This window comes from Brevibacterium litoralis (assembly GCF_040212315.1).
GTDB classification, from domain to species: domain Bacteria; phylum Actinomycetota; class Actinomycetes; order Actinomycetales; family Brevibacteriaceae; genus Brevibacterium; species Brevibacterium litoralis.
This window is the reverse complement of record NZ_JBDIUY010000028.1, coordinates 13,254-37,574: the sequence shown is the minus strand read 5'-3', so window position 1 is coordinate 37,574 and position 24,321 is coordinate 13,254. Positions and strand designations below refer to the sequence as shown.

At 70.7% G+C, this 24,321-nt stretch carries 27 protein-coding genes; 12 read left to right on the top strand and 15 right to left on the bottom strand.

Going from position 1 to position 24,321, the window contains the following annotated elements:
- Positions 1 to 19: 19 nt before the first annotated feature.
- From AAD496_RS10335 to AAD496_RS10315, 5 genes are all read left to right on the top strand, one after another.
- On the top strand, positions 20 to 457 hold the full coding sequence (locus AAD496_RS10335) for a VOC family protein (RefSeq protein ID WP_349828628.1): 438 nt from the start codon (positions 20 to 22) through the stop codon (positions 455 to 457).
- 44 nt (positions 458 to 501) lie between these two features.
- Complete coding sequence (locus tag AAD496_RS10330) at positions 502 to 1,302, top strand: 4'-phosphopantetheinyl transferase family protein (protein ID WP_349828626.1); 801 nt, start codon at positions 502 to 504, stop codon at positions 1,300 to 1,302.
- Complete coding sequence (locus AAD496_RS10325) at positions 1,299 to 1,775, top strand: hypothetical protein (protein ID WP_349828625.1); 477 nt, start codon at positions 1,299 to 1,301, stop codon at positions 1,773 to 1,775. Before AAD496_RS10330 ends, AAD496_RS10325 begins: the two co-directional genes overlap by 4 nt.
- Positions 1,776 to 1,876: 101 nt before the next feature.
- Positions 1,877 to 2,803, top strand: a complete 927-nt coding sequence (locus tag AAD496_RS10320; RefSeq protein ID WP_349828624.1) for an AraC family transcriptional regulator — start codon at positions 1,877 to 1,879, stop codon at positions 2,801 to 2,803.
- A gap of 50 nt (positions 2,804 to 2,853) precedes the next feature.
- Positions 2,854 to 3,531, top strand: coding sequence for a DNA alkylation repair protein (locus AAD496_RS10315; protein ID WP_349828623.1), 678 nt, complete (start codon positions 2,854 to 2,856; stop codon positions 3,529 to 3,531).
- A gap of 41 nt (positions 3,532 to 3,572) precedes the next feature.
- Here AAD496_RS10315 and AAD496_RS10310 read toward each other — a convergent pair whose 3' ends face one another.
- Positions 3,573 to 4,457, bottom strand: a complete 885-nt coding sequence (locus tag AAD496_RS10310) for an alpha/beta fold hydrolase (protein WP_349828622.1) — start codon at positions 4,455 to 4,457, stop codon at positions 3,573 to 3,575.
- A 96-nt stretch (positions 4,458 to 4,553) separates the two neighbouring features.
- Here AAD496_RS10310 and AAD496_RS10305 point away from each other — a divergent pair, with 96 nt between their 5' ends.
- The gene (locus tag AAD496_RS10305; protein ID WP_349828620.1) at positions 4,554 to 5,795 is read left to right on the top strand and encodes an MFS transporter; all 1,242 of its coding nucleotides are present in this window, start codon (positions 4,554 to 4,556) and stop codon (positions 5,793 to 5,795) included.
- A 281-nt stretch (positions 5,796 to 6,076) separates the two neighbouring features.
- Positions 6,077 to 6,430, top strand: coding sequence for a DUF1801 domain-containing protein (locus AAD496_RS10300; protein WP_349828619.1), 354 nt, complete (start codon positions 6,077 to 6,079; stop codon positions 6,428 to 6,430).
- A 35-nt stretch (positions 6,431 to 6,465) separates the two neighbouring features.
- On the opposite strand, the gene lgt is transcribed toward AAD496_RS10300, so the two are convergent.
- The 4 genes from lgt to AAD496_RS10280 form a co-directional block, all read right to left on the bottom strand.
- Complete coding sequence (lgt, locus tag AAD496_RS10295) at positions 6,466 to 7,440, bottom strand: prolipoprotein diacylglyceryl transferase (protein WP_349828618.1); 975 nt, start codon at positions 7,438 to 7,440, stop codon at positions 6,466 to 6,468.
- A 112-nt stretch (positions 7,441 to 7,552) separates the two neighbouring features.
- On the bottom strand, positions 7,553 to 8,494 hold the full coding sequence (locus tag AAD496_RS10290) for a 3-oxoacyl-[acyl-carrier-protein] synthase III C-terminal domain-containing protein (protein ID WP_349828616.1): 942 nt from the start codon (positions 8,492 to 8,494) through the stop codon (positions 7,553 to 7,555).
- Between the two features lie 29 nt (positions 8,495 to 8,523).
- Positions 8,524 to 9,306 (bottom strand): MBL fold metallo-hydrolase, encoded by a 783-nt coding sequence (locus tag AAD496_RS10285; protein WP_349828615.1) that lies wholly within the window; start codon positions 9,304 to 9,306, stop codon positions 8,524 to 8,526.
- The gene (locus tag AAD496_RS10280) at positions 9,303 to 10,334 is read right to left on the bottom strand and encodes an NAD-dependent epimerase/dehydratase family protein (RefSeq protein ID WP_349828614.1); all 1,032 of its coding nucleotides are present in this window, start codon (positions 10,332 to 10,334) and stop codon (positions 9,303 to 9,305) included. The genes AAD496_RS10285 and AAD496_RS10280 overlap by 4 nt, the downstream gene beginning before the upstream one ends.
- A gap of 107 nt (positions 10,335 to 10,441) precedes the next feature.
- Between AAD496_RS10280 and AAD496_RS10275 the strand changes: the two genes are divergently transcribed.
- On the top strand, positions 10,442 to 11,818 hold the full coding sequence (locus tag AAD496_RS10275; RefSeq protein WP_349828613.1) for a glycosyltransferase: 1,377 nt from the start codon (positions 10,442 to 10,444) through the stop codon (positions 11,816 to 11,818).
- Positions 11,819 to 11,929: 111 nt separating this feature from the next.
- On the opposite strand, the gene AAD496_RS10270 is transcribed toward AAD496_RS10275, so the two are convergent.
- A complete protein-coding gene (locus AAD496_RS10270; protein WP_349828612.1) occupies positions 11,930 to 12,334 on the bottom strand; it encodes an MmcQ/YjbR family DNA-binding protein in 405 nt (134 codons plus the stop codon).
- A 76-nt stretch (positions 12,335 to 12,410) separates the two neighbouring features.
- Here AAD496_RS10270 and AAD496_RS10265 point away from each other — a divergent pair, with 76 nt between their 5' ends.
- Positions 12,411 to 13,079 carry a mismatch-specific DNA-glycosylase gene (locus tag AAD496_RS10265; RefSeq protein WP_349828611.1) on the top strand — a complete coding sequence of 223 codons (669 nt, stop codon included), beginning with the start codon at positions 12,411 to 12,413 and terminating at the stop codon, positions 13,077 to 13,079.
- A gap of 69 nt (positions 13,080 to 13,148) precedes the next feature.
- Here AAD496_RS10265 and AAD496_RS10260 read toward each other — a convergent pair whose 3' ends face one another.
- The 7 genes from AAD496_RS10260 to AAD496_RS10230 all read right to left on the bottom strand — a co-directional run bounded on the left by AAD496_RS10260 (position 13,149) and on the right by AAD496_RS10230 (position 18,679).
- Positions 13,149 to 14,081 (bottom strand): CHAD domain-containing protein, encoded by a 933-nt coding sequence (locus AAD496_RS10260; RefSeq protein WP_349828610.1) that lies wholly within the window; start codon positions 14,079 to 14,081, stop codon positions 13,149 to 13,151.
- Between the two features lie 74 nt (positions 14,082 to 14,155).
- A complete protein-coding gene (locus AAD496_RS10255; protein ID WP_349828609.1) occupies positions 14,156 to 14,410 on the bottom strand; it encodes a hypothetical protein in 255 nt (84 codons plus the stop codon).
- A 672-nt stretch (positions 14,411 to 15,082) separates the two neighbouring features.
- Complete coding sequence (locus AAD496_RS10250; RefSeq protein ID WP_349828608.1) at positions 15,083 to 15,340, bottom strand: DUF7218 family protein; 258 nt, start codon at positions 15,338 to 15,340, stop codon at positions 15,083 to 15,085.
- Between the two features lie 124 nt (positions 15,341 to 15,464).
- Positions 15,465 to 16,547 (bottom strand): Ldh family oxidoreductase, encoded by a 1,083-nt coding sequence (locus tag AAD496_RS10245; protein WP_349828607.1) that lies wholly within the window; start codon positions 16,545 to 16,547, stop codon positions 15,465 to 15,467.
- A gap of 5 nt (positions 16,548 to 16,552) precedes the next feature.
- Positions 16,553 to 17,020 (bottom strand): ribonuclease E activity regulator RraA, encoded by a 468-nt coding sequence (rraA, locus tag AAD496_RS10240; RefSeq protein WP_349828606.1) that lies wholly within the window; start codon positions 17,018 to 17,020, stop codon positions 16,553 to 16,555.
- A gap of 85 nt (positions 17,021 to 17,105) precedes the next feature.
- Positions 17,106 to 18,095: an MsnO8 family LLM class oxidoreductase gene (locus tag AAD496_RS10235; protein WP_349828605.1), complete on the bottom strand. Its 990-nt coding sequence runs from the start codon at positions 18,093 to 18,095 to the stop codon at positions 17,106 to 17,108.
- Positions 18,096 to 18,109: 14 nt separating this feature from the next.
- Positions 18,110 to 18,679: an adenine phosphoribosyltransferase gene (locus AAD496_RS10230; RefSeq protein WP_433913756.1), complete on the bottom strand. Its 570-nt coding sequence runs from the start codon at positions 18,677 to 18,679 to the stop codon at positions 18,110 to 18,112.
- Positions 18,680 to 18,851: 172 nt separating this feature from the next.
- On the opposite strand from AAD496_RS10230, the gene AAD496_RS10225 reads away from it, so the two are divergent.
- Positions 18,852 to 19,667, top strand: coding sequence for an alpha/beta fold hydrolase (locus tag AAD496_RS10225; protein WP_349828604.1), 816 nt, complete (start codon positions 18,852 to 18,854; stop codon positions 19,665 to 19,667).
- Positions 19,668 to 19,686: 19 nt separating this feature from the next.
- Here AAD496_RS10225 and AAD496_RS10220 read toward each other — a convergent pair whose 3' ends face one another.
- Complete coding sequence (locus AAD496_RS10220; protein ID WP_349828603.1) at positions 19,687 to 20,499, bottom strand: alpha/beta fold hydrolase; 813 nt, start codon at positions 20,497 to 20,499, stop codon at positions 19,687 to 19,689.
- A gap of 60 nt (positions 20,500 to 20,559) precedes the next feature.
- Between AAD496_RS10220 and AAD496_RS10215 the strand changes: the two genes are divergently transcribed.
- Entirely contained in the window at positions 20,560 to 21,876 is a 1,317-nt protein-coding gene (locus tag AAD496_RS10215) for a condensation domain-containing protein (RefSeq protein ID WP_349828602.1), read from the top strand.
- A 56-nt stretch (positions 21,877 to 21,932) separates the two neighbouring features.
- Here the strand turns inward: AAD496_RS10215 and arfB are convergent, their stop codons facing one another.
- On the bottom strand, positions 21,933 to 22,373 hold the full coding sequence (gene arfB, locus AAD496_RS10210) for an alternative ribosome rescue aminoacyl-tRNA hydrolase ArfB (RefSeq protein WP_349828601.1): 441 nt from the start codon (positions 22,371 to 22,373) through the stop codon (positions 21,933 to 21,935).
- Positions 22,374 to 22,434: 61 nt separating this feature from the next.
- Here arfB and AAD496_RS10205 point away from each other — a divergent pair, with 61 nt between their 5' ends.
- Complete coding sequence (locus tag AAD496_RS10205) at positions 22,435 to 24,267, top strand: ABC-ATPase domain-containing protein (protein WP_349828600.1); 1,833 nt, start codon at positions 22,435 to 22,437, stop codon at positions 24,265 to 24,267.
- Positions 24,268 to 24,321 lie beyond the last annotated feature (54 nt).

Sequence of the window (24,321 nt, the reverse complement as noted above, 5' to 3'; positions counted from 1 at the left end):
CCGGCGTAGCGTGACGCACATGCCCATCAAACTGGAGAACGTCGGCATCGCCGTCGACGACCTGGACGCGACCATCGACTTCTTCACCGACCTCGGTCTTACAGTGCTCGGTCGTGACGAGGTGAGCGGCGAGTGGGCGGAGACCGCCGTGGGCCTCGACGGCAACCACGCACGGATCGCCGTCCTGCAGACCCCGGACGGGCGCGGGCAACTGGAGTTCTTCGAGTACATCCATCCGCAGGCGATCCCGACCGCGCCGACGCAACCCCACGAGATCGGCATGCACCGGGTGGCGTTCTCCGTCGACGACATCGACGCCTCCCTCGAGATCGCCGCCCGCCATGGGTACCACCCGCTGCGCGGCGTCGCGAACTACCAGGACGTCTACAAGCTCACCTACCTGAGAGGTCCCAGCGGGATCCTCCTCATGTTCGCCCAGGACCTCACCAAGGGCTGATCACTACCGGTGATCATGACCGCACGGCGGGCTACGATTCCGGGGTGGAGAACGACAAGGAGGCCCCGTCGTCCCTGTTCAGGCGGACCACGAGCCCGGTGACCTGGGCCGTCGCTCCGGTCGACGTTACCCTCGACCCGGCCGCCGTGCTCGCCGACCTCCCGGTGGCACCGGCCGTCCGCTCCCGAGGCGCCCGTCTCTCCCGACATCACGACCGGGTGGCCTTCGCCCAAGCCCGTGCGCTCGTGCTCGACCTGGTCCGCGAACACACCGTGGACGCACGTGGAAACGCCGGCGTCCCCGGATCCGGCACCTCGCCCGCAACCGGAACCGACCCGGGTCGATGGATTCCGCGCGAGTGGGAACTCCACCAGGCCTGCGCGGAGTGCGAGGGAGAGGACCACGGAAATCCGATTCTCACCGCCGCAGGCCACCGCCTGCCGTGGTACGTGTCGTGGGCGCACACGGACGCATATGTGGCGGCCGCCGTCTCGCGGTACCCCTGTGGCATCGACGTCGAGACGGCCGGCGGCCCGACCCTTGACTTCGTCCTCACCCGGGAGGAACAGCGTGCGGTCCGGTTGCTCGACGATCCGGTCGAAGCCGCCCGGACGTTCCGCGGGTTCTTCACCGTGAAAGAGGCCGCCGTGAAGTGCGGTCTGATCACCCTCGACGAGTTCGGCACCACTCCGGCGGCCGCATTCACCGACCGCGGCGACCTGTTCGTGGAACAGCACGAGGTGCCGGGGGAGGACGGCGGTGCACGTGTCGGTGGAGGCGGACAGGGCGCCTCGGTCGCGGTCCTCGTCGATCATGGAGTGGACCACGGAAGGAAACTCTCATGAATGACGACCTCGTCCCCACTGCGGTCCTCAGTGTGATGAGCCTCGTGCTCGTCGTGTCCGGGGTGATGGCCTACCGCGAGAAGTACGTCTCCTGGCTGATCCTCAAATCGTTCTTCCCCGGATGGCCGGGGCTTGCCGGGTTGTACCTCGGGATCGCGTTCGGTTCATTGCTCGTGCTGAACACCCTGATGGATTCGGAGGTCGCTCGCGGCAACATCCCGCTGTCGCTCCTGGTCCTGTTCGGGGTCATGGTGCTCGGCCTGGTGATCGGGATCGTGGGGATGTTCTGGTTGCCCCGGTTCCTCCTGCCCCGCTGGGTGAAGGAGACGAGCGACGAGATCCGCCGGGGCGACGACCCCTTGAGTCGGGATCTCCGCCCGGGCGGCAAGTTGTACGGACGACTCGGACGGCCCGTCCCACGGCCGCCGGGTGCTGGCCGTGCCGGTCGGCCGCGGTTCCGCCGGCGACGTTGACACGTCGGCGACAGTGATCCGGGATTCCGACCGCGTCGGACCGGAGAAGTCGGGCGGGCGCGCCCTGTCGACCACCAGACTGGAGTGCGAAGGGAGCCACCGTGATCGAGATCCTCAATCGTCTCATCGACGAGATCGAGGCCCATCTGGCGACGACGGCCGCCACCGACGGCACGACCGCCACCGACCTCGACATCGACGCACTCGTCGAGTCGATGGGCACGACCGGCTACCATGCGCGGCGCATGTTCTCCTCGCTGGCCGGGATGCCGGTCTCCGAGTACGTACGCCGGCGCCGGATGACCGTCGCCGCGGCCGACGTGATCGGCGACGAGGATCTCCTCACCATCGCACTGAGGTACGGCTACGGATCGACCGAGGCCTTCGGGCGCGCGTTCCGCGCCGTCCACGGTGTGAGCCACGGCGAGGTCCGCCGCGGCGGTGGCCCCCTCCGCAGCCAGCCACAACTCAGGTTCCGCCTGACAGTCGAAGGGAACACACCCATGGACGCCCGAATCGTCGACCGCCCCGCCTTCCGCCTCATCGGACACGCCGCGCGGGTCCCGCTCATCCACGAAGGGGTGAATCCACACATCCAGGCGCACATCGCCTCGCTCCCCGTCGAGGAGCACGCCCGCCTCAAGGCACTCAGTGCGACGGAACCCGCGGGTCTCCTCCAGGTGAGCGACGACGTCGACCCCGACTACCGCGAGGGCACCGAACTCACCTACCTCCACGGTGTCGCGGTCCCTGCCGCGAACGCTCCGGCGTCCGAATTTCCCACCGCGCCCGAGGTGCCCGCCGATCTCGACACCATCGCCGCCCCGGCGGGGACCTGGGCGGTGTTCCGCAGCTCCGGTGAGCACCCGAAGGTACTCCAGGACACGATGGCCGCGACCGCGACCGACTGGTTCCCCTCGAATCCGTGGAACCTGCGGCGGGGCCCCTCGATCGTCGCCGTCCTCGATCGGGCGGAGGACTTCAGCACCGCGACGTGCGAGCTCTGGCTGCCCATCGAGCGCGGCTGACAGTATCCCGGACCGCGCCCAGCCCACTTCTCGATGACTAGGCTGGAGGAATGGTCGAAGCAACCGTCTCCTCCGTCCGGGCCGCGCTCGCCGCGCTCGAGGATCCCAAGGTCCGTGCCGTCAACGAGAAACACGGCGACGACCACGGGGTGAAACTCAGTGGTCTGCGGTCCGTGGCCAAGGAACTGAAGAAGAACGAGGACCTGGCCCGTGAACTGTGGGCGACAGGGGAGACCCCGTGTCGTCTGGTCGCGCTCCTCGTCTGCCGGCCCAAGCAGTTCACGGCCGACGACCTCGACGCGATGCTCCGGGACGCCCGAGTCCCGAAGGTCACCGACTGGTTGCTCAACTACGTCGTGAAGAAGTCGAAGCATGCGGACGAGCTCCGGGCCCGCTGGCACACCGATTCCGATCCTGCCGTCGCCGCCGGTGCCTGGGCACTCGCGTCGGACAGGGTGTGGAAGAAACCCGAGGTCCTCGACCTCGACGGTCTGCTCGACGAGATCGAGGCGGACATGCAGGGCGCCCACCCGCGCAAACAGTGGGAGATGAACAACGTACTCGCGGCGATCGGGATCACCGACGCCGACCGACGCCCGCGGGCCCGGGACATCGGCGAGCGCCTGGAGGTCCTCAAGGACTACCCGACCCCTGCCGGGTGCACCTCGCCCTACGCCCCGGCCTGGATCGACGAGATGGTCGCCCGCGCAGAAGCAGCGAAAGCCTGATCTGGCCACACGCCTGAATACGCCCCACCTGGGAAAGCCACTCACACCACCAGGTCCCGGAACCACTCCCGGAACCGTGCGACGAATGCCTCGGTGGCTTCCAGGGGAACCAGGTGGCCGGCACCGGGGAAGGTCACGACCTGCGGATCGCCCGGCAGGCGCCTCGCGAGCGCGGAGGCCTGGTCGACGGGGATCCAGGGATCGTCCTCTCCCCAGAAGACTCGCACGGGGCAGCGGACAGCGCCCAGACGTTCGACGATCGGCACCGTGTGCGCCGGATCGAGTGCCGCGATCTGTCGGTAGAACGCCGGGCCTCCCGCCTCCGAGAGCCAGGGAGTTGCGAGCGCCTCGACATGCGCGGGATCCAATCCGGTGCCCCCGGCCCCGCGGATGTACTCCCGGACGAGGGCGGCGTGCAGTGCCGGTGGGATCGCGGAGAAGACGCTCTCGTTCTGCGCGACGACGCGGAAGAACGACGAGCCCCACGGGTCGAGGGTGACGACGTCGAGCAGGAGGAGCGAGGCGAACTCCCGGTCCTCCAACAGATGGGCGCCGAGCGCCACCGCCCCGCCGATGTCGTGGGCGAGCACGTGCGGACGGTCGAGCCCCCAGTGATCGAGGAGGGCGGCGAACCGACGGCGCTGGGCCACGAGGTCCACGGCGGGAGGCACCGCGCCGGGTTCCGCCTCGCCGGTCCCTGACTCCGCGATCGACCTCCCGTACCCGGGCATGTCCCACAGGTACAGGCGGTACTGCGAGGCGAGCCGCTGTGCCACGGGCATCCACACCGCCGCCGACCACGGCGTCCCGTGGCACAGGACGAGCGGCGGCGCAGCCTCGTCCGTGCGGCCGAGGCGCCACGTCGCGATCCGTTCGCCGTCGATGTCGAGAAGGTCCGGTTCCGGGGTGGCGAGGCTCTCGCTCATGTCGGCCAGCCTATGCGGCCGGTCCGGAGTTGTGTCGCGAAACACATGAGTGATTGGATGATTCTTCGATATCCAGAACTGATCACAGGGGAATGCGTGTCCGAGAAATCCGTGGACAAGGGCGGCGGAAAGCTTCCCGGGAGCTTCGTCGTCTGGGTGGTCTTCACGGCGCTCTCGATGTTCGGAGTCCAGATCGTCTCGTTCTCCATGGGTTGGGCGGCCTCTGCACACGGCCCTGCGGTCGCCGGTATCGTCCTCACGGCCACTGTTCTCCCACGGGCGCTTCTCCTACTCGTCGGCGGCGCCGTCGCAGACAGGGTCGGAGCATGGAAGATGCTCGTCATCGGCGACTCCGTCATGCTCGCTGCCGTCCTCGCACTGTTCGGAGCGACTCTCCACTGGGGAACTCCGGCCGTACTCCTCGTCCTGATGTCGTTGGTCATCGGGACGGTCGACGCCTTCTACATCCCGGCTTCCGGATCGCTTCCTCGGAGGATGTTGACTCGGGAGCAGCTTCCACGCGGCATGTCGATGCGGCAGATCGGCTATCAGCTCGCCGGTGTCCTCGGCGCGCCGGTGGCCGGTGTCGTCTTCGGCTCCTTCGGCCTCGCGGGTTCGGCGCTCATCAACGTCATCACGTTCGGCGTCATGTTGGTGGTCCTGCTCCTCCTCCGAAATGCCGTCGGTTCGGTGCCGGAACGCCGCCCTGAGAACTCGCAAACCTCGATCCTCACGGAGGTCGGCGACGGGCTGCGCGTCGTCTGGACGGATCGACTGCTCCGGGACGCGGTCCTCCTCGTCACGGCGACGACAGCTCTGCTCTTGCCGATCGTGCCCCTTCTCATCCCGGTCCTCGGCCGGGAGTCCGGGTGGACGTCGCAGACGACGGGTATTGCAGTCGGCGCATTCGGTGTCGGCACCGCAATCGTCGCAGTTCTCGTCCTGACCCGAGGGGCCCTCCCGCGACCGGGTGTCGTCGCCGGTCTCGGCCCGGCTCTTGCAGCACTCGGCGCGGTGGCACTGGCACTTCCGACCGATTCCTTGATGGTGCCGGTCGTCGGAGCGTTTGTCATCGGACTCGGTACCGGCTTGTTCAGTACCCACGTGGGGCCACTGTTGCTCGGTGGTGCTCCGCGGGAATTCATCTCCCGTGTACAGTCGATCGTCGCCCTCGCGCAGAGCCTTCCGCTGGTTCTCGCCAATGCCGGCCTCGGCTTCCTGGCCGAGGCAGTGGGAGTCCGCACCGTTCTCGTGGGAGTCGCCATCGGACTGGCGATAGTCACGTGTGGGGCGGTGTCCTCGGCATCTCTTCGCGCAGTGGGACGCACCGAGAACTGACCGTCCGTTCCTTCTCGGAGCCTCGACGGACGCCACACCGACACGACTCCGGCGGCCGCCGGACCCTGCCGGTCACCGCCACGTCGCTCTATACTGCAGGTGTGCCCACGACACGTGCGGCACACTGCGCTTCCGGGTGGGACGGACCACCCGAATCATCGCGGAGGGGACGCCGGTGCCCGGTAGGGCCGACCCGCGGACATGTCCGGATGGGGTGCAGCGCGTAAGCGCGCCCATCCACCCGCCGGTGCCCGACACCGGCCGACGAGAGGACATGCATCATGGCCACCAAGGACGAGAAGAACCTCCAGCAGGTACTGCAGAAGATCGCCTCGATGGACGAGTCCGTCCGCCCGATCATGCAGCGGATGCACGAGGTGATCGTCGCCGCAGCCCCGGACCTCAAGCCGCGCATCTGGTACGGCATGCCCGGCTACGCCCGGTCCGCGAGCAGCCCCGTGCTCGTCTTCTTCCGCAAGGACGAGTGCATGACGCTCGGCATCAGCGAGAAGGTCGCCTTCCGGCCGGCCGGGGGAGACGACGGGCTGCTCATGCCCGCCGCCTGGTACTTCGAGGGCCTCGACGCCGCGACCGAGGCGCGCGTGACCGAGATCGTCCGCGCAGCCGCTGCCTGACCCGGGTGCCACGGCCGTACCGTGAGGCGGCTACGTCAGTTCTTCGCGTCGTTGTCCGGACCCTCGGGATCCGCCGCCGAGGTGCCCTCACCCTCGGCTGATTCCGCGCGGTCCCCGTCCGCGCTGCTCTCGGCCTTCTCCCCACCCGGCACCACCGGCTGGAGCGTCGGCGCCTTCCGGGAGAGCCAGAACAGGCCGAGCCCCAGGAGGATGAGCGGCAGACTGAGCACCTGTCCCATCGTGAGCCAGCCGAAGGCCAGGTAACCCAGTTGCTCGTCGGGCAGGCGGACGAATTCGACGAGGAACCGGAACACGCCGTAGAGCAGGGCGAACATGCCGGCGACGGCGTAGCGCGGCCGCGGCCTGCGGGAGAAGAAGAACAGTGCGAGGAACAGGACGAGTCCTTCGAGCGCCGCCTGGTACAGCTGGGACGGGTGCCGGGCCAGAGCGTCGAGCGCACCGGTCTCGAACTCGGCCCGGACCGCATCCGCGCTCTGCGTGGCCAACTGTGGTTCGGCCGTCGGGAAGATGACGCCCCAGCCCGCCTCGGTGTACTTGCCCCAGAGCTCGCCGCCGATGAAGTTCCCGACTCGACCGAACCCGAGTCCGGCCGGCACGAGCGGGGCGATGAAGTCGATGAGATCCGCCAGGTGGAGCTTCTGCCGCCGGGCCCACAACCAGGACACGAGCACGACGCCGAGCAGACCGCCGTGGAAGCTCATCCCGCCGTCCCACACCATGAAGAGGTAGAGCGGGTTCTCCAGGAACGACCCGAAGGCGTAGAAGAGCACGTAGCCGATCCGCCCACCGAGGATCACGCCGAGGATCCCGAAGAGCAGGAAGTCGGCGAACTTCTCCTCGGTCACGCCCGGCAGACGGCCCGCGCGAATGCGGCGGGTGCCCATCCACCAGGCGACGATGAAGCCGAGGACGTACATGATCCCGTACCAGTGCACCTGGAGAGGACCGAGCGTGAGGAGGACCGGGTCGATCTGGTTGAGATAGATCACGACACCATTGTGGTGCACGCCGAACACCACTCGTGACACGGGAGGTGAACAACGCACACCCTCACGGCCACCACACCTTCACCAGCGCCGCACCGTCACAACCGCCCTGCCGTCACAAACGCAGTGCGAGCGCGTTCACCGTGAGTCCGGCGGCCGTCCCGCACAGCACCACGGTGTCACCCGGGCCCACCCGACCCTCGTCGAGCACGGTCGCGAGCGTGTACGGCACCGAGGACGACACCATGTTCCCGTACTCGGCCACCCGGTCGACGTACTTCTCCTCCGGGATCCCGATCCTGTGCATGGCCAGCCGCAGTGCCGCACTCGCCTGGTGCGGGACGAACAGGTCGACGTCCTCGATCCCGAGTCCGGACTCCGTGAAGAACTCCCCGAAGAACCCCGGCAGCACCTTCAGCATGCCGATCATCGCTTCCCGCCCCTTCATGTCGAAGAGGTGGTCGCGCGGGTCCGTGTCCGCGTAGTCCCGCGCGGGGAACCGACTGAGCCCGCCGCGCAGTTCGGTGTCGTGCGCGTGCCGCGGCCAGGTCCGCTGCCGGCTGCAGAGTACCCCCGCCGCCGGGGAGGGCGCCTCGGCCGTTTCGAGGACGACGGCGGCGCCCGCGTCGGAGAACAGCTCGAAGCTCTCTGGCTGCTCGGGGTTCAGGAATCGGGAACCGACGTCCCCGGAGACGATGAGTATGCGGCGGTACGTACCGTCGGCCAGGTACCGGGAGGCCACCTCGAGGGCGGTGATGAAACTCGTGCACGTCGAGTTCACGTCGAAGGCCGCGGCCGGGGCGTCGGGGGCGACCTGCTCCATGACGAGCGCGGCCGTGCACGGGATGGGCTGGATGCCGGCGGCGACGGCAGCGATGACACAGTCCAGGTCGTCGGGGCCCAACCCGGCCCGTCCGATCGCCGCCCGTGCGGCGTGGACGAGCATGTCGAGGTGGGAGACCTCGGGCGCGATCCGGTAGCGGGTCCCGCCGCGGAACGTCACGGAGTCCTCCGGCAGCCACGTGCCCCAGCCGGTGATCCGACAGGGCCTCCGCACGGTTCCCCTCCGTACGGTTCCACGGGTGCTCATGCGGTCTCCTCGGTCAGCAGATCGACACCCTCCGGGTGGGGGTCGTGGCTCAGCAGGACGCGGACGCCGGTCGCCTCGACTTCCCGCAGGCGCCGGGCGGTGGCCGTGAGCGCCGCGTGGTCGTGGGTGATCGCACGCGGCACCGCGCGGATCCGGTCCTCGCATCCGAGCAGGTCGTTGCCCCAGGACGCGTCCCCGGCGAGCAGCACGCGCCCCTCGACGAGGGCGCCCGTGTGTCCGCGCGTGTGGCCGGGCAGGTCGAGAAGCAGGTACGACCCGTCGCCCAGGAGGTCGTGGACGTCGAAACCGGGCGGTCCCGGTTCCCAGGTCGTGACGACGCGGGGTACGAGACCGGCCGGCCACAACTTCCGGAACACCCCCTCCCGCAGCCGAGGCGCCCGCAGACTCCCGTACGTCCCCGCGCTCATCAGGACCTCCGCCTGCGCCACGTACCGGAGACCACCGATGTGATCGGGGTGCAGGTGGGAGAGGACGACATGGGTGATCGAGTCGGGCTCGACCCCGATGGTGCGCAGGCGCACGTCGAGGGTGTCGGTGGGGCCGACGACCGGCGGCAGGAGCCTGCGGTAGGCGGCCGCGGCGGGTCCGGCCCGCCAGGGTGCCGGGGCGTAACCGGTGTCGAAGAGGATCCGTCGCGTGCCCGTCTCGTACAGGAAGACCCCGGCGGGGAACCGACGGCGCTCGTGTGGTCGGTCCGTCAGGAGTGCGGCCATGTCGTGGTGGGTGGCCCCGCAGGCCAGCGCCCGGAGCGTGCTCATGCGTGCTCGCACTGTGCGTCGGAGTCCCCGTACTGCGTATCTCCATACTCTGCGAGCGCGGCGTCGATCGAGTGCGCGGGTTCGTAGCCGAGGACCTCGCGGGCGGCGCTGATGTCGAGGGTCTGCGAGTGGGCGACGGTGCTGATCGTGTATCGCATGACCGGCGGTTCCGGGCGGTGGGGGAGGAGGGTGCAGACCGCCTCGGCGGCGGTGGCGGCGGCATAGGCGACCCGACGGTCGAGGTGCCGGAACCGTGGTGTCCGCCCGGTCAGGTGCAACAGGCGCTCGACGAGGTCGCGGAAGGGCCGGGGGTCACCCCCGGTGATGTTGAAGGCCCGGCCGGCGGCCTCCGGTCCCGCCTCGGCGGCGAGGCGCAACGCCCGGGCTCCGTCGCGGACCGGCGTGACATCGACGAGGTTCCGCCCACCGTCGAACAGGGGGACGCCCAGCCGGTCGTGGACGTCGAGGATCCGCGGGACCATGCTCGGATCCCCGCGGCCGATGAGCCCGCGCGGGCGGAGCACGACGACCTCCGGTGCCCCGGACAGGTGGGCACGGGCGGCCAGGAGCGCCTCGGCGGCGATCTTCGAGCGGATGTAATGGGTGAGGCGGTTGGACGGGTCCACCTCGTCCTCGCGGATGCCGTGGAAGTCGCGGGTGGCGGCGTAGATGCTCGGGGATGACACGTGGACGAGGCGGCGGGCGCCGACCCGACGGGCCAGCCGCCAGGCGCGCTCGGTGCCGTGGATGTTGGCGTTCACGAAGTCGGACCAGCGACCCCAGGGTGTCGAGAGCGCGGCGCAGTGGACGACGACGTCCGCACGCAGGTGGGGGTGGGCGGCGAGATCGGCGTCGGCGAGTGCGTCGAGGTCACCGACGAACCGGTCGAGAACGTGCTGCTCGTACCTGCGGGGGAGTGCGGCCGCATTACGTCCGGCGACGGTGACCGCGTACCCGTGGGCGGCGAACTCCTGCGCGGCGTGCGAGCCGAGGAAACCGCTCGCTCCTGTGATGACCACCCGTTCCATGCGTTCGATCCTAGGCCTGCACCGTGGTGGCACCCGGCACGCTGATGCGACGGATCGGGAACAGAGGGTGAGAGGGGGCGCCGTCGGCCGGCCGATAGTCTCGGCACATGCGCGTGGCTCTCGTGACCGACTACTACCTGCCGACCCTCGGGGGCGTGCAGACCGCCGTGAAGTCCCTCGCCGAGTCGCTCGCCGCGGCCTCGCACACCGTGACCGTGTTCTGTCCTCTCCATCCCGAGGACCGGGAGGCCGTGATCGCGCAGGCCGCACGGTCCGGTGTCGAGGTCGTGGCACTCCCGGTCTCCCCGGTCTTCCGCCCCGACGGGTTCCCTTTCACGTGGCCGCCGCGTCGGGCGCACCGGATGCTCGTCGCCGCCTTCGCCCGCCGTCGGATCGAGGTCGTCCACACACACTCGGAGATGTTCGCCGCGCTCGCCGGCATCACCGCGGCCCGGACCCGCGGCATCCCCGTCGTCCACACGATGCACGGGCGGATCGACGTCTACACCGCCCACGTCCTGCCGGTGCCGGCAGTGACGACCCACCTCCTCGCCGCGCTCCACGCCCGCCACGTCGACCGCTCCGGCCTGCGGGTCCCCGCCGACGAGCCCTACACCCGCACCCCGCACGCCCGTGCGATGTGGCGCCTCATGGCCGCCCAGTCCCGGGCGGCCGCTCACGTCGTCGTGCCCTCGGCGCACTTCGCCCGGAAGCTTGAGGGCCTGGGCGTCGACACCCCGCTGTCCGTCGTGTCGAACGGGCTGGAGGCCTCGGTGCTCGCGGAGATCGGGACGCCCCCGGTGCGTCGGCCGGACCAGGGTTCGTTCGAGAGTTCGTTCGAGGGTGGCAGCGCGTTCGAAGGCGGCCGGACCCTGCGTGCACTGTGGGTCGGGCGACTCTCCCCGGAGAAGCGGCCCGAGGTGTTCGCCACCGCTCTCCGCGCGGTGTCGGGTTCGCGTGTGGGGGAGTCGTCCGCCGCCGAGGCGCCCTGGACCGGCGACATGTACGGCGCGGGGATGTCCCGGGGCCGGGTCGAGTCGATCGACTCCCCGGTCCGGCTGCACGGCGCGGTCCCGCAGTCGGAGGTGCTCGCCGCCATGCGGGAGGCCGACGTCCTCGTCTCTACCTCCCTCGACTTCGACAACCAGCCGATGGTGTTCCTCGAGTCGATCGCCTCGGGCCTGCCGGTCGTCCACACGGATCCCGACCTCGCCGAGGTGCTGCCCGACGGTGGCGCCTTCCTCACGCGTACCCCCGATTGGCACGGGGTCTCGCAGATGCTCACGGCGCTCGCCTCCGACCCGCGGCACCTCGCCCGCGCGAGCGAGGTCATGACGGCCCACCGCGACACCGTCGCCCAGACGATCGACCCGATCGTCGACATCTATCGTGCGGTGGTGGGGAACGATTCGGTGGGAGAAGGCGCCCGCCCCCAGACGATTCCGGGGGCCACGTGGCGAACTCCGGACGCCTCGATTTGGTGAGCCCGGGACAGGAGGTCAGGCGGACAGGAGCTCGATGGCGTCCAACTCCGTCCGGTGCTTCTCCTTCTCAGTCAAGGTGACCTCCTCGGTAGTGGTTCTTGGTCAGGGATCTCATGCCCCATCCGACCTGCTTTGAAGGAATGCGGCGGCCAGGCGTTTCGGGGCGCGGGCGATCCATGCCCCGGTGATCACCTCGTGCAGGTCCTCGGCGTCGATTGCGTCGACCTGGACGAGGAGGACCGGGCTGCCGTCGAAGTGCGGGATCGTGAAGTAGACGTCCGGGTCCGTCCCGAGCAGTGCCTCCTTCGCCTCCTGGGATTCCGTCCGCACACCGATCGTCGAGCCGGTGTCGGTTTCCGCCGGGACGCCCAGGTGTGCCCGATCCGTGCGGTTCAAGGGCCGGGCCCACACGAACCCCTTGTCGCGGACCCTCCACATGTCATTGCCCCAGGCCGGGCGCATGGTCACCTCGGGCAGGGACTGCGCGATCCGGACCACGTCGTCCATCGTCGCCATGCTGTTCACCTCCTGCCGGGGCCGCCAGCCTACCGACCCGTCGTATCCTCGGACAGTGGGAGTACGAAGAGCACCGATGACCCCGACACCCGGAATTCCGCGTCGACCCTCGCCGATGGGCGGACGACGACCGCGGCGGGACGAACTCGCGCGATTCGCCACGGACGATCCCGCGGCGATCGACGACATCCTCCCGGCGTACCCGGAAGCCCCGGGTATGCCCGCGCGCGGAGTCATGCGGCTGCTCATCGTCGGGATCAACCCGGGCCTGTGGACCGCCGCCGTGAACGCCCCCTTCGCCCGGCCGGGTAATCGGTTCTGGCCCTCGCTCCACCGGGCCGGACTCACCGATCACCTCGTCGACGCCGCGGCCGGACTCTCCGAGGAGGACGAGGCCCAATTGTTGCGTCGCAGCATCGGGCTCACCAATCTCGTCGGTCGGGCCACGGCCCGTGCCGACGAGCTCACCCGCGACGAACTCCGGGCGGCCGGCACCCGCCTCACCGCACGTGTCGCGCACCTGCGGCCACGGGTCGTCGCGATCGCCGGGATCACGGCCTTCCGGGCGGCCTATGCCCGACCGAAAGCGGTCCTCGGTGTCCAGGACACCACCGGTATCGCGGGCTGGCCGGCGGAGGTCGCCCTCCACGTCGTCCCGCAACCCAGTGGACTCAACGCCCACGAGAACATCGACTCCCTCGCCGCCAAGTGGCGCACCGTCTGGGCCTCCGCAGTCGAGGAGTGACGCGACGTCCACTGTGGAATGTTCGGCGGAATCCCATGGCCTGGACGCCGAACATTCCACACTGGACGTTCAGACCGACTTCGCGAGTTTCGCGACGAGCCTCGGTGCCGCGCGGAGGGCCTCCTCGGCGCGTCGGTCGGTGGCCTCGGCGAGCGCGGACAGTGCTGCCGCCTCCTCTCCGCAACACCCTGTTGCCAGGTCACGGGCGTGCGCGGCGAGGATGACGGCATCCCGGTGGTCCCCGAGTGCCGTCTGCAGACGGGAACCCCGCGTGGCGAGTTTCCGCGCCCGCGAGCCGAGGACCTCGGCGGGCGGACGACGGAACGCCTCGGCGACGTGCCGCAGACGCCGGCCCGCCTTCCGTGCCTCGTGGGCCCGGGCGATCGCGGCCCCGTCCCCGGCGGCGACCGCCTCGACGTCCAGGCGGCGGGCCTTGCGCAGCGCGCGACGGGCCTCCCGTGCGGCGAGTCCCTTCGGCGTCCGTGCCGGTAGCGTGGGCGGCGCGATCACCCAGTCGTCCAGGTGCGCGAACACCGCCTCCAGGTGTGCCCGGCACCACCGCACGAGGTCGGCGTGCGCTTCGGCGTGCTCCTCCTGCGCGGGCGCGAGGAGTCGGTTCCGGAGAGCCGCGACGTCCTCCGCGTCCGAGGCGCCCTGTCCCTCCGCGGCGCCGCCCTTCTCCCCAGTGCCGCCCTCCTCCGGGTCGGGTGGTCCTCCCCAGGCCTCGGCGAGGATCTGTTCGGTGAGCTGGATGCGGACCTCGAGGTCGCGCACGGTGCCCAGACGGTCGCCCATCTCCTTGAGCACGGCGCGGGTCTCGGAGGTGTCGCCGAGGGCGGCGAGCAGGTTCCGCAGGCGGCGGACGCCGGTGCGCATGCGGTGGACGGCGTCGTCCTCGTCGGCCAGCGCCGGCCCCACCGCACTGCGGAGGTGTGCGGTGAGACCGGCGAAGGCGGCCACGACGACCGGGTCGACCGGGGTCCCAGGGGTACTGCTGCTCATGACGTCACGCTCCTCGAACTCCTGCCCCGACGGTAGACCGCATCCAGGGCCGGTGCCAGGGGTGAGCCATCACCTCACCACTGGTGGGGGAGGAGCGCATAGCGGGTGAGGGCGCGGGCCCGTTCCCGCTCGATCCGTTCCTCGGCCCGCAACCGGCGCACGGCACGGTCCTGCGACCTTTCCCGCCGGCGGATGCGTTCCTGTACCCGGGTCCGGGCGCGGACGGCGGCGAGATCCGGGTGGTGGGAACTGCGAACCCAGTGGACGAGTGCGAGGCCGGTCGACAGGACTATTCGATGGATGAATGGATAAGGGTGGTGCAGAGACATGTGGTGTCCTCGAAATTGTTTTCGGGCACGACGAAGTACCCGAATGGGAAATCGGTGAAATAGACCGTCCGCGGTGCACGTTCAATGGCAATGCGCATTCAAGGAACGTGAGGTGCGGATCGATCGGGAGATACGCGAACGCGAGGACACGTTTTCAATGCAAAGGAGAACGTGCGCCTGTGAAGGCGTCATCGTCCTTCGTCACGACAGTGGTGACAGTCACGAGTGACGACGTGTGCGGAAAAGTGTTGATCGCGTGCGGAACGCGCAGAGAATCGCCCCGAGCGGGCGAAGGGACGTCGGGCGATCAGCGCCGGACGCAGCCCCTCGGCTCAGCAGTACGGGAGGCGAAGTCGGACCGGGCCGTGGACGCCACCTGTGCCGAGGGACGGACGGGCGCCGCCGATGGCTCCTGGATTCATCACTGTGATCATCATCGTTCTCGCCCCTTCCCGGCAAATCGTGGTCGTCGGACGGACGTCCGAGGTGAAATAGGATTCCTGCGTCGAATCCAGGTCTGTTCCGGAGCGATTCCGGAGGGATGTGGTTCGGCAGGAAAGTTCCTGTGCATGAATTTAGCAGTGAATTCACATGGCGGGCAAGGGATCGACGAGAAATCAGTCGAAATCCCTTGCCCGCCGTGTGTGAAGCGGGGGAGGGGCGGAATTGAACTCAGTGGTCGCGCAGCGCCGCGATGAGTTCGTCCTTCCGCATGTCCGAGTAGCCGGTGATGTCGAGTTCCTGCGCGCGTTCACGCAGTTCCTCGACCGTCCGGTCCTCGTAGTTCTCGGATTCGCCCCCGCGTCGGCCCACGGAGTCCCGTCCTTCCGCCGCTGCCGCGTTCGCGATCCGTGCGGCCTTCTCCTTCGAGGCGCCGTCCTCACGGAGCTCTTCGTAGAGTTCCTCGTCCTTGATGCTGGGATCCGGCATGTCAGAACATCCTTCCTCCGATGACGTGGGTGGTGTGTCCCGGATGCTACGACCGGCTCCCGGACACGCGGAAGGGAGCGGAAGAGGCCCTTGCGGGACTCGTCACGGAACTCTCACCTGGGATTCAGCCCGGGTTCTCCGAGCGGGTGGGACCGACCGGTGCGGCCGTTCCCGTGAGGTCCACCACCCCGCCGGGGCCCGCCGCCTCGCGGAGGCGCCGGAGGAGGGAAGCGGAGACCTCGACCTCGGTCCGCGGCGTGTGGCGGCGGCCGAAATCCGCGCCGTGCTCCGCGGCCACGGACGCCAGGTGCGCCTCGACGCGTGTCACGTAGCCCGGGTCGAAGGCCGCCGGGTCGAGCGCGAGGGCGAAGAGGCCGACCCGTGGGGACTTCGAGCCGGTGTCGAAGGGTGCCGCGTCGAGGGAGAAGTCGGCGCCGGAGAGCACCGCGAGCATCTCGACCATGAAGCCGATGTTCGCGCCCTTCACCCCGCCGAAGGGCAGGATCGCCCCGTCGAGGGCCGAGCGCGGGTCGGTGGTCGGGCGGCCCGCGCCGTCCACCACGACACCCGGAGGGAGCTCCTCCTCGCGGCGGGCCGCCGCCGTCACGTCCGCCCAGGCCGTCACGCTGCTCGCCTGGTCGAAAGTCCGCGGCGTCCCACCGGCGGGATCCGGCAAGGAGAACGCCATCGGGTTCGTCCCCGTCACCCGGCCGCGCGACCCGTGGGCGCTCATGAGGGCCGGTGAGTGCGCGCACACGAGGGCGACGAGCCCACGCCCGGCCAGTGTCCGTGAGAAGTACCCGAGTTCCCCGGAGGTGAAGGAGTTCGCCACCGACAGCACCGCGGAACCCTGCTCCCGAGCGGCGTCGACGAGCGTGTCGAGTGCCCGGTCGAAGGCGAGGTGGGCCGCACCGTCCCGTGCATCGACGCGGACGACGCCGGGCCGGGGACGGGAGACGACCGGATCCGCGTGCCCGTCCAGTCGTCCGTCCCGGATCGCGCTCGCGTACCCCGGGATCCCCGCGAGACCGCCCATCCGGCGGTCCGCCCTCTCCGCGCTCGCCGCGGCGCGCGCCAGGGACTCCGCGGTGCACGCCGAGGCGCCCGCCGCCCGGAGCACGGACGCGGCGAGGGCGTGGACGCCGGGGATGTCGAGAGTGCGGGGCGCCTCGGCAGCGGAGCCGGTGGCGCCGGGGTCGGGGGCCATCCTGCTCACCGCTCGACGAGGACGCCGTCGGGGTCGGCCCACACGTGCTTACCGGGCGCGAAGGTGACGCCGTCGACGTCGAGGACCTCGTCGAGGTCGCCGACGCCGTCCTTCGCGGACTTCCGTGGGTTGCTGCCGAGTGCTTTGACCCCGAGGCCCAGCCCCGAGATCGCCACGCGGTCGCGGACCGCGCCGAAGATGATGACACCGGCCCAGCCGTTGGCCACGGCCGCCTCGGCGATCATGTCGCCCATGAGGGCCGACTCCAGGGACTTCCCGCCGTCGACGACGAGGACCGCGCCCTCACCGGGGGAGTTGAGGGTGGTCTTCACCAGCCCGTTGTCGCGGTGGCAGCGGATGGTGCGGATCGGCCCGTCGAATGCGGCGACCCCGCCGAGGTCGAGCATCTGCGTCGACAGGGACTGGAGGTCCTCGCCGTGGACGTCGTAGAGGTCAGCGGTCGCGGTGGTCATGGGGCTCCTCGGTGTCGGCGGTGACGGTCGGCCGGGGCTGCAGGGCGCCTCGGCGTCGGTGCATGTCGGATCAGTACATGTCGGATCAGTGCAGGATATCGACGAGCGTGCGGTCGAGGTCGGCGAGTGTCCGGATGTCGGTCGTCGAGGTCGAGACCATCACCTCGTCGGCGCCGGTGCGGGTGAGGATCTCGTCGAGCCGGGAGGACACCTCGGCGTGGGTGCCGAGGACGGTGGTCGCCAGGGAGGACTCGATCCGGTCCCGGGTACGGGCGGAGATCTCCCCGGTGCGCAGGCGGTCGCGGACGGTCCCGATCTCCTCCAGGGGGCCGAAGTCGCCCGTCTCCCGGGTACGGGCCATGGCGTAGGCCTCGGGCAATGCGAGGTCCCGGGCCTCGGCCGTGGTGTCCGCGGGGTACACGTCGAGGGAGACCATGACGCGCGGTGCGTCCCCGTCCGCGGCAGGGGTGAAGTCGCGTCGGTAGGCGGCGAGCACCTCGGCGATCCCGGACTTCTGCAGCACGGGGCCGCCGACGACGAGCGGTAGACCGAGCGAGGCCGCGAGTGCGACCCCGCGTCCGGTGGCGAGCAGGTGGACCGCCGGGAGGTGCGCGGCGGGCACGGCGGGCCGGGCGGTGACCTCCCCGGTCCCGGCGAGGAGGGCGCGGACCTCCGCGACATCCGCGGTGAAGGCGTCCTCCTTCGCCGTCTCCTGGCGCAGTGCACGGCGGACGGGGCGCGTGAAACCGAGGCTCCGCCCGAGTCCCAGGTCGATCCGTCCCGGGTGGAGCGAGGCGAGCATGAGGAACTGTTCGGCGACGACGAGCGGCTGGTGGTGCGGCAGCATGACGCCGCCGGAACCCAGACGGATCGTGTCCGTCCGGGCTCCGGCGGCGGCCAGCAGGACGGCCGGGGACCCCGAGGCGATCCCGGGGACCGCGTGGTGCTCGGCGGCCCAGAACCGGTGGAAGCCCAGGGATTCCGCACGGACCGCCCGATCGATCGAGTGTCGGAGTGCCGCACCGTCGGGTTCACCGACGCGTGTCCGGGACCGGTCGAGGATCGAGATCAACACGCGGGTACCCGTCCTCAGAACGAGAAGAGTGAGTGGACCTCGCCGCAGACGGCACGTCCGTCGAGTGCGGGCAGGTCGAGGATCACGGCGGCCCCGGCGACCGTCCCACCGAGGTCGGTCACGAGTGTCCGGGCCGCGGCAAGGGTGCCGCCGGTGGCGAGCACGTCGTCGAGGAGCAGGACACGGGCACCGGGTTCGAGCACATCGGGTCCCTCGATCGTCGCCGAGCCGTACTCGAGGTCGTAGGAGACACGGGCGCCGGGTGCGGGGAGCTTGCCGGCCTTGCGGATCTGCAGCATGCCGACCCCCGTGAGCGCGGCCGCGTACCCGGCGAGCAGGAAGCCCCGGGCCTCGAGACCGGCGACGAGGTCGAAGGCGCCGGAGAACGGGGCGAGGAGTTCCCGGACGACGGCGCGCAGTGCCGGACCGTCGGCGAGCAGCGGGGAGATGTCCCGGAAGACGATCCCCGGCTCCGGGTGGTCGGGGACCGCGGTGATGAGGTCGGCGGCGCGGGTCAGGTCGGTCGGTGCCGGGGTGGACGGGTCCGCAGCGGTCGGGTCCGGGGTCGGGGCGCTCGTGTTCACGGAGCGATTTTATCGGTCGGGTGGTGTCGGGGCACGGACGTGAATGGTGTCCGAGGCGTGTGGCACAGTGAACCCGCACACGCACGGACCGAGTGTCCGGGTGTCCGAGCGCAGTTCCCGCCCACGGGTCCCGCCCCACACCCGGACCCGCGCCCCACCCGAGGAGACAGCAGTGGCAGCAGTGACACCCGAACCCCACGTCGTCCGTCGCGGCGCCGGAACCCCGATCGTCATGGTCCACGGCAACGGGGTGGACCACCGCCTCCTCCTCGCACTCGACGACGTCCTGGCACCGGCCGGCTCGTGGGAACGGATCTACATCGACCTGCCCGGTTTCGGCCGGACACCGCCGCTGGCCGGGCGCGGTGGTCTGCAGGACCTGGCCGACTGGCTCGACGGCGTGGTCGGAGACCTGATCGGGGACGCTCCCTTCGCCGCCCTCGGCAACTCCATGGGCGGTCTCCTCGTCCGTGACCTCGTCGCGCGTCGGCAGGAACAGTGCCGCGGCTTCGCGACCCTCGCACCCCTCGTCGTCACCGACCACGACCGTCGGACACTCCCGGAGCGGACCGTCCTCGTCGAGGACGAGGACCTCCTCGACTCCCTCGGGATCGCCGATGCCGCCCTGTTCGGTGGGATGACGGTGGTGCAGACACCACGGGCCTGGGAGCGTTTCCGGACCCTCGCACTCCCGGGCATCCGGGCGGCCGACGAGGCGGCGAACGCCCGCCTGGCCGCCGCCTACTCCCTCGACCGTGATCCGGACGCGGACCTGGACGGATTCGACCGTCCCGTCCTCGTCGTCGCAGCGCGGCAGGACTCCGTCGTCGGGCACGAGGACCAGTACGCGATGTCCCTGCGGTACCCACGTGCCACCTTCGCCCTGCTCGACGGGTCCGGACACAACATCAACATCGAGAGGCCCGACGAGGTCGCCGCCCTCGTGACCGCATGGTCGGATCGGGTGTTCGACGCGTCCCCGCTCTGATCGGGGCGGGGACGTCCGGTCAGGGTGTCCCCGATGCGGCCACCGGGGCGGCGGCCACGTCCGCGGCGAGTTCACTCGGCCAGGTCGCGACCTCGGCCGGTGTCGAGGCGATGCGCAACCGGGCGTGCGGCAGGATCTTCGCGAGCGCCTCGGCGGTGGAGACCGGATGGACCGGATCCTCGGTCCATGCGAGGAGGGTCACCGGGACGTCGAGCGCGGCGAGCGCCTCGGGTGCGGGGAGATCGGAGAGAGCGGCCCCGCGGAGGACGGAGGGCAGGAGCGATTCGTGGACGTCGGGGCGGGTGTCCGGGGTGCCGACGGTGGCCGGGGGGCGGGATTTCGAGGCGTCACGGTCGATGAGCGCCTGCACGCCGTGCGCCTCGACGAGATCCGCACTCGCCCGGTAGTCGCCTGCCCGCTCCCGGCGGGTCTCCCAGGCGGTCGGCGGCAGCATGAGGGTGAGGCCGGAGAACCGCCCGGGGTCCATGAGCGCGGCGTGCAGGAGGGTCGCGGATCCCATGGACGGGCCGACCCCGTGGACCGCCTGTCCGGGGAACCGGTCGTCGAGGAGCGCGAGCAGGTCGCGGGCGAGCGAGGGCCACCGGTAGTCGTCGGGCACGGCGCGCCCGGTCGACCGGCCGTGGGCGCGGGCGTCGTAGCGCAGCAGCCGGGTGCCGCTCAGTCCGCGCCCGAGGTCGAGATCGAGGAACCGGTCGCGTTCCCGGCTGGAAGTGAGCCCGTGCAACTGGACGACCGGATGGCCGGACTCGTCGCTGAACTCGGTGTCGAGGACGGCACCGGGGACGGGGAAGGGTGGGGCGGGGAACGACATCGGGGTGAACTCCTGGGGTGCGCGCAGGCGAAGGGGTGTGACACGGATTACAGTACCGGCATGAGACTCACGAACGTCGCGCACATGCGTCTGCCCTTCGGACGGCTGTACGGCTACGACGTGACGGTCTCGCCCCCGCGGGAATCCCTGCCGATGTCCTTCGACCAGCGGCGTCACGTCTCCGGAGGCGACCGGGTGGGGTCCTGGATGGCCCTGTCCTTCCGGCTCCCGGCGCTCGTGGACCGGGAGGCGCTGTCCGCCGCCTGGCTGGAGGTGATCGCCCGGCACGGCACCCTGCGCACCACCTTCGTCCACGGGCACGACGGCGCCCCGGAACTCCACGCCGTCGAGGTGGGCCCCGGCTCCTGGGTCGAGCACCCCATCGGGCCCGGTCAGGCGGTCAACACCGCACTGCGGGACGTCCTCGACCGCGTCTGCGCGCCCTATGCCCGGCCCTCGCACCGCCTGTGCGTCCTCGAGACCGCCTTCGACCGCACCGTCGTGATCGGGGCGGACCACTCCCACACCGACATGTGGTCGATGCTCGTCATCGCCCGTGACCTCCTCGTCGCACTCGACCCGCAGTGCGATCTCGACGTGGCCATGCACCTGGACGGACAGGTGCCCGCGGAACTGCCGGCGGCCCCGGCCTTCGTCGACCACACGCGAGCGCTCGCCGCGCAGCCCGAGGCGCCCCTGCCGGTGGCCGCACGCTGGGCCCAGATCATCGAGGCCGGTGGTGGGGTGATGCCCCGGTTCCCCTTGTCCCTGGGGCCGGAGACACCGCACCCGGAGAGGGTCGAGGTCCGGGACGTCCTCGACGTCGACGAGTCGACGGCCTTCTCCCAGGTGGCACGGGGCGAAGGGGTCTCCACCCTGTCGCTCGCCGTCGCCGCCATGACGGCCGTGACCCTGGAGATGACCGGTCAGCCGCTGCGGGCGGTGTTCCCGGTCCACAGCAGGTTCGAGGACCGTTGGCACGACTCCGTCGGGTGGTTCATCACGAACTCCGTCATCGAGTCCTCCTCACCCTTCGCCAGGGACTGCGCGGCCGCCGTCAAGGAGGCGGTGAACCTCGGGTCCTGGCCGCTGGAGGACCTCATGCAGCCCTGGGGTGGCATGCCCGAGGCCCCCGGGATGTTCGCGATCTCCTGGCTCGACCTCCGCCGTCTGCCCGTCCGGGTCGACGGGGTGGGGCTGGAGGCCCAGTACGTCGGCGCGACCATCCGCACCGACGGTGTCATGTTGTGGTTCATCCTCGACGAGACCGGTCTCCACCTGCGCTGCCGCTACCCGGACTCCCCGGAGGCCCGCACCCACGTCGGCCGCTGGCTCGACGAACTCATGGCCCGCATGCGCCGCACCGCCCGGTCCTGAACGGCCGCCTGGCCACTGACCGTACTCCCGATGACAGCACCGCTGCCGAGGCACCCTCACTCCGGGCGGGGCCGGGCGCGGTTCTTCTTCACCTCCGAGCGGATCTTCTTGCCGTGGAGCCTCCGCCGTCTCGAACCGCGGGTCGGTTTCGTGGGACGGCGCGGCACCGGGGGAGCGAGGGCCTCCCGCAGCAGTGCGGCGAGCCGCTCGCGGGCGGCGACCCGGTTCCGCCGCTGGGCCCGGTTCTCCTCGGCGGTGACCGTGAGGACGGACCCGTCCAGGCGGCCGTCGAGGTGCCTCAGCACCCGGGCCCGCTGCGTGGGATCGAGCGCGGTCGTCGCCCCGAGGTCGAGCGAGAGCTGGACGCGCGAATCCGTCGTGTTCACGCCCTGCCCGCCCGGTCCCGAGGCCCGCGAGAACCGCTCGACGAGTTCACGTCCGGGCACGACGAGCCCACCGGGGGCACCCGGGCCCGGTGGTACGAGCAGATCGTCCATGCCCACCAGTCTGACGGACGCCCCGGTCCGTCCGCTCGCCCGTACCTGCGACCATGGCCCCATGACGTCACTCGACCAGATCCTCGCCTCCGTCGACGGCCGCGGTTACTCCTCGTACAAGCGCCTGCGGGGTACCCACCACGTCGGGCCCTTCCGCCTCGAGGTCGACCACGTCCAGGTCGACCCCTATGCGCCGCCCTCGAAGATGCGCATCGGCCTCGACGCACGCACGGCGGGACTGCCCGGCCACCTGGTCGACGACGCGGCCGGTCGGATCGCCACGAGCGACTTCCTGGTCCGCTGCTTCTCCGAGGCGATCGCCCGCATCGGCACCTCCCCGCGCGGGGACGACGGAGGCCGCGACGGTCGGGGCCATCGCGGCGGAAACCACCGGGGCGGCAACCGAGGCCGCGGCTCCTCCGGTCCCTCCCGACCCGCTGTCACGATCGGCCGTCCCGGCCAGGAGGTCCTCGACCGCACGGGCGTCCTCATCACCCCGCACACCGTCGAGGCCCGCGTCGAGGTCGCCCTGCCCGCGGCCGGCCGCTCGGTGCGTGGACGCGAGGCCGCCCACCTCCTCACCGAGGTCCTCCCGCGCATCGCCGATGCGGCCCTGCGGTACGACAACCTCGACGCCCGGGCGCTCGCCGACCACGTGACCCTCCACCGCGACCAGGTCGACCTGCAGTCCCGCTTCGCCGCCGCCGGGCTCGTCGCCTTCGTCGGCGACGGGTCGATCCTGCCGCGGGCCGCCGGTGACTCCGACCTGCCCCTGACCACCCAGGGCGCGGGCTCTTCGGAACAGGCCGCACCGGAACGGAGCGAGGGCGCCACCCCCTGGGCAGGCCCGGAATCCCTGCGCGTGTCCTTCGACCTGCCGAGTGGGCGCACCGTCACCGGCACCGGGATCCCCGTGGGCGTCACCGTCATCGTCGGTGGCGGGTACCACGGCAAGTCCACCCTGCTGCGCGCGATCGAGCGCGGCGTGTACCCCCACATCGGCGGCGACGGACGCGAATGGGTGCTCACCCGACCCGACGCCGTGTCCGTCCGCGCGGAGGACGGCCGCGCCGTCACCGGCGTCGACATCTCGCCCTTCATCGGCGACCTGCCCTCGGGCACCGACACCCGCCGGTTCTCGACCACCAACGCCTCCGGTTCGACGTCCCAGGCGGCGAACCTCGCCGAGGCGCTCGACGCCGGCGCGTCGGCCCTCCTCATCGACGAGGACACCTCGGCGACGAACTTCATGATCCGCGACGACCGCATGCGCCGTCTCATCCCCGGCGACCGCGAGCCGATCATCCCCTTCGTCGACCGGATCCGGCCGCTGGCCCGCACCCGCGGGGTCTCGACGGTGCTCGTCGCCGGCGGCTCCGGCGCCTTCTTCGACGTCGCCGACCACGTCATCGCCCTCGACGCCTACCGCCCGGCGGACGTCACCGCCGAGGCCCACCGGATCGCCGCCGTCGGCCGGAACGCGCGCGGTCCCGAGAATGCCGGCCCCGCCGCCGAGGCGCCCTTCCCCACCACCCACGGCACCCGGGTGGTCGACCCGCGCAGTCTCCACCCGCGCCACAAGACCAAGTCCGCCCGGGCACGGGGGAGGGGGACGGTCCAGTACGGGCGGGAGGACATCGATCTCGCCCTCGTCGCAGGACTCGTCGATCCCGCACAGACGGAAGCGATCGCCCGGATCCTCGACCGGATCGCGGAGGAGGCCGACGGTGTCCGGACCGTCACCGAACTCGTCGATGCGGTGCTCGCCCGGATCGACGCACACGGCCTCGACGGGATCTCACCCTTCGGGGGCCACCCCGGTCACATGGCCCGCCCCCGCCGTCAGGAGATCCACGCCGCACTCAACCGCTACCGCTCTCTGGAGCTGGTCTGATCCCGTCCCGGGCTCATCGTCCCGTCACTCCACCCGGGCTCGATACCGCCGGAA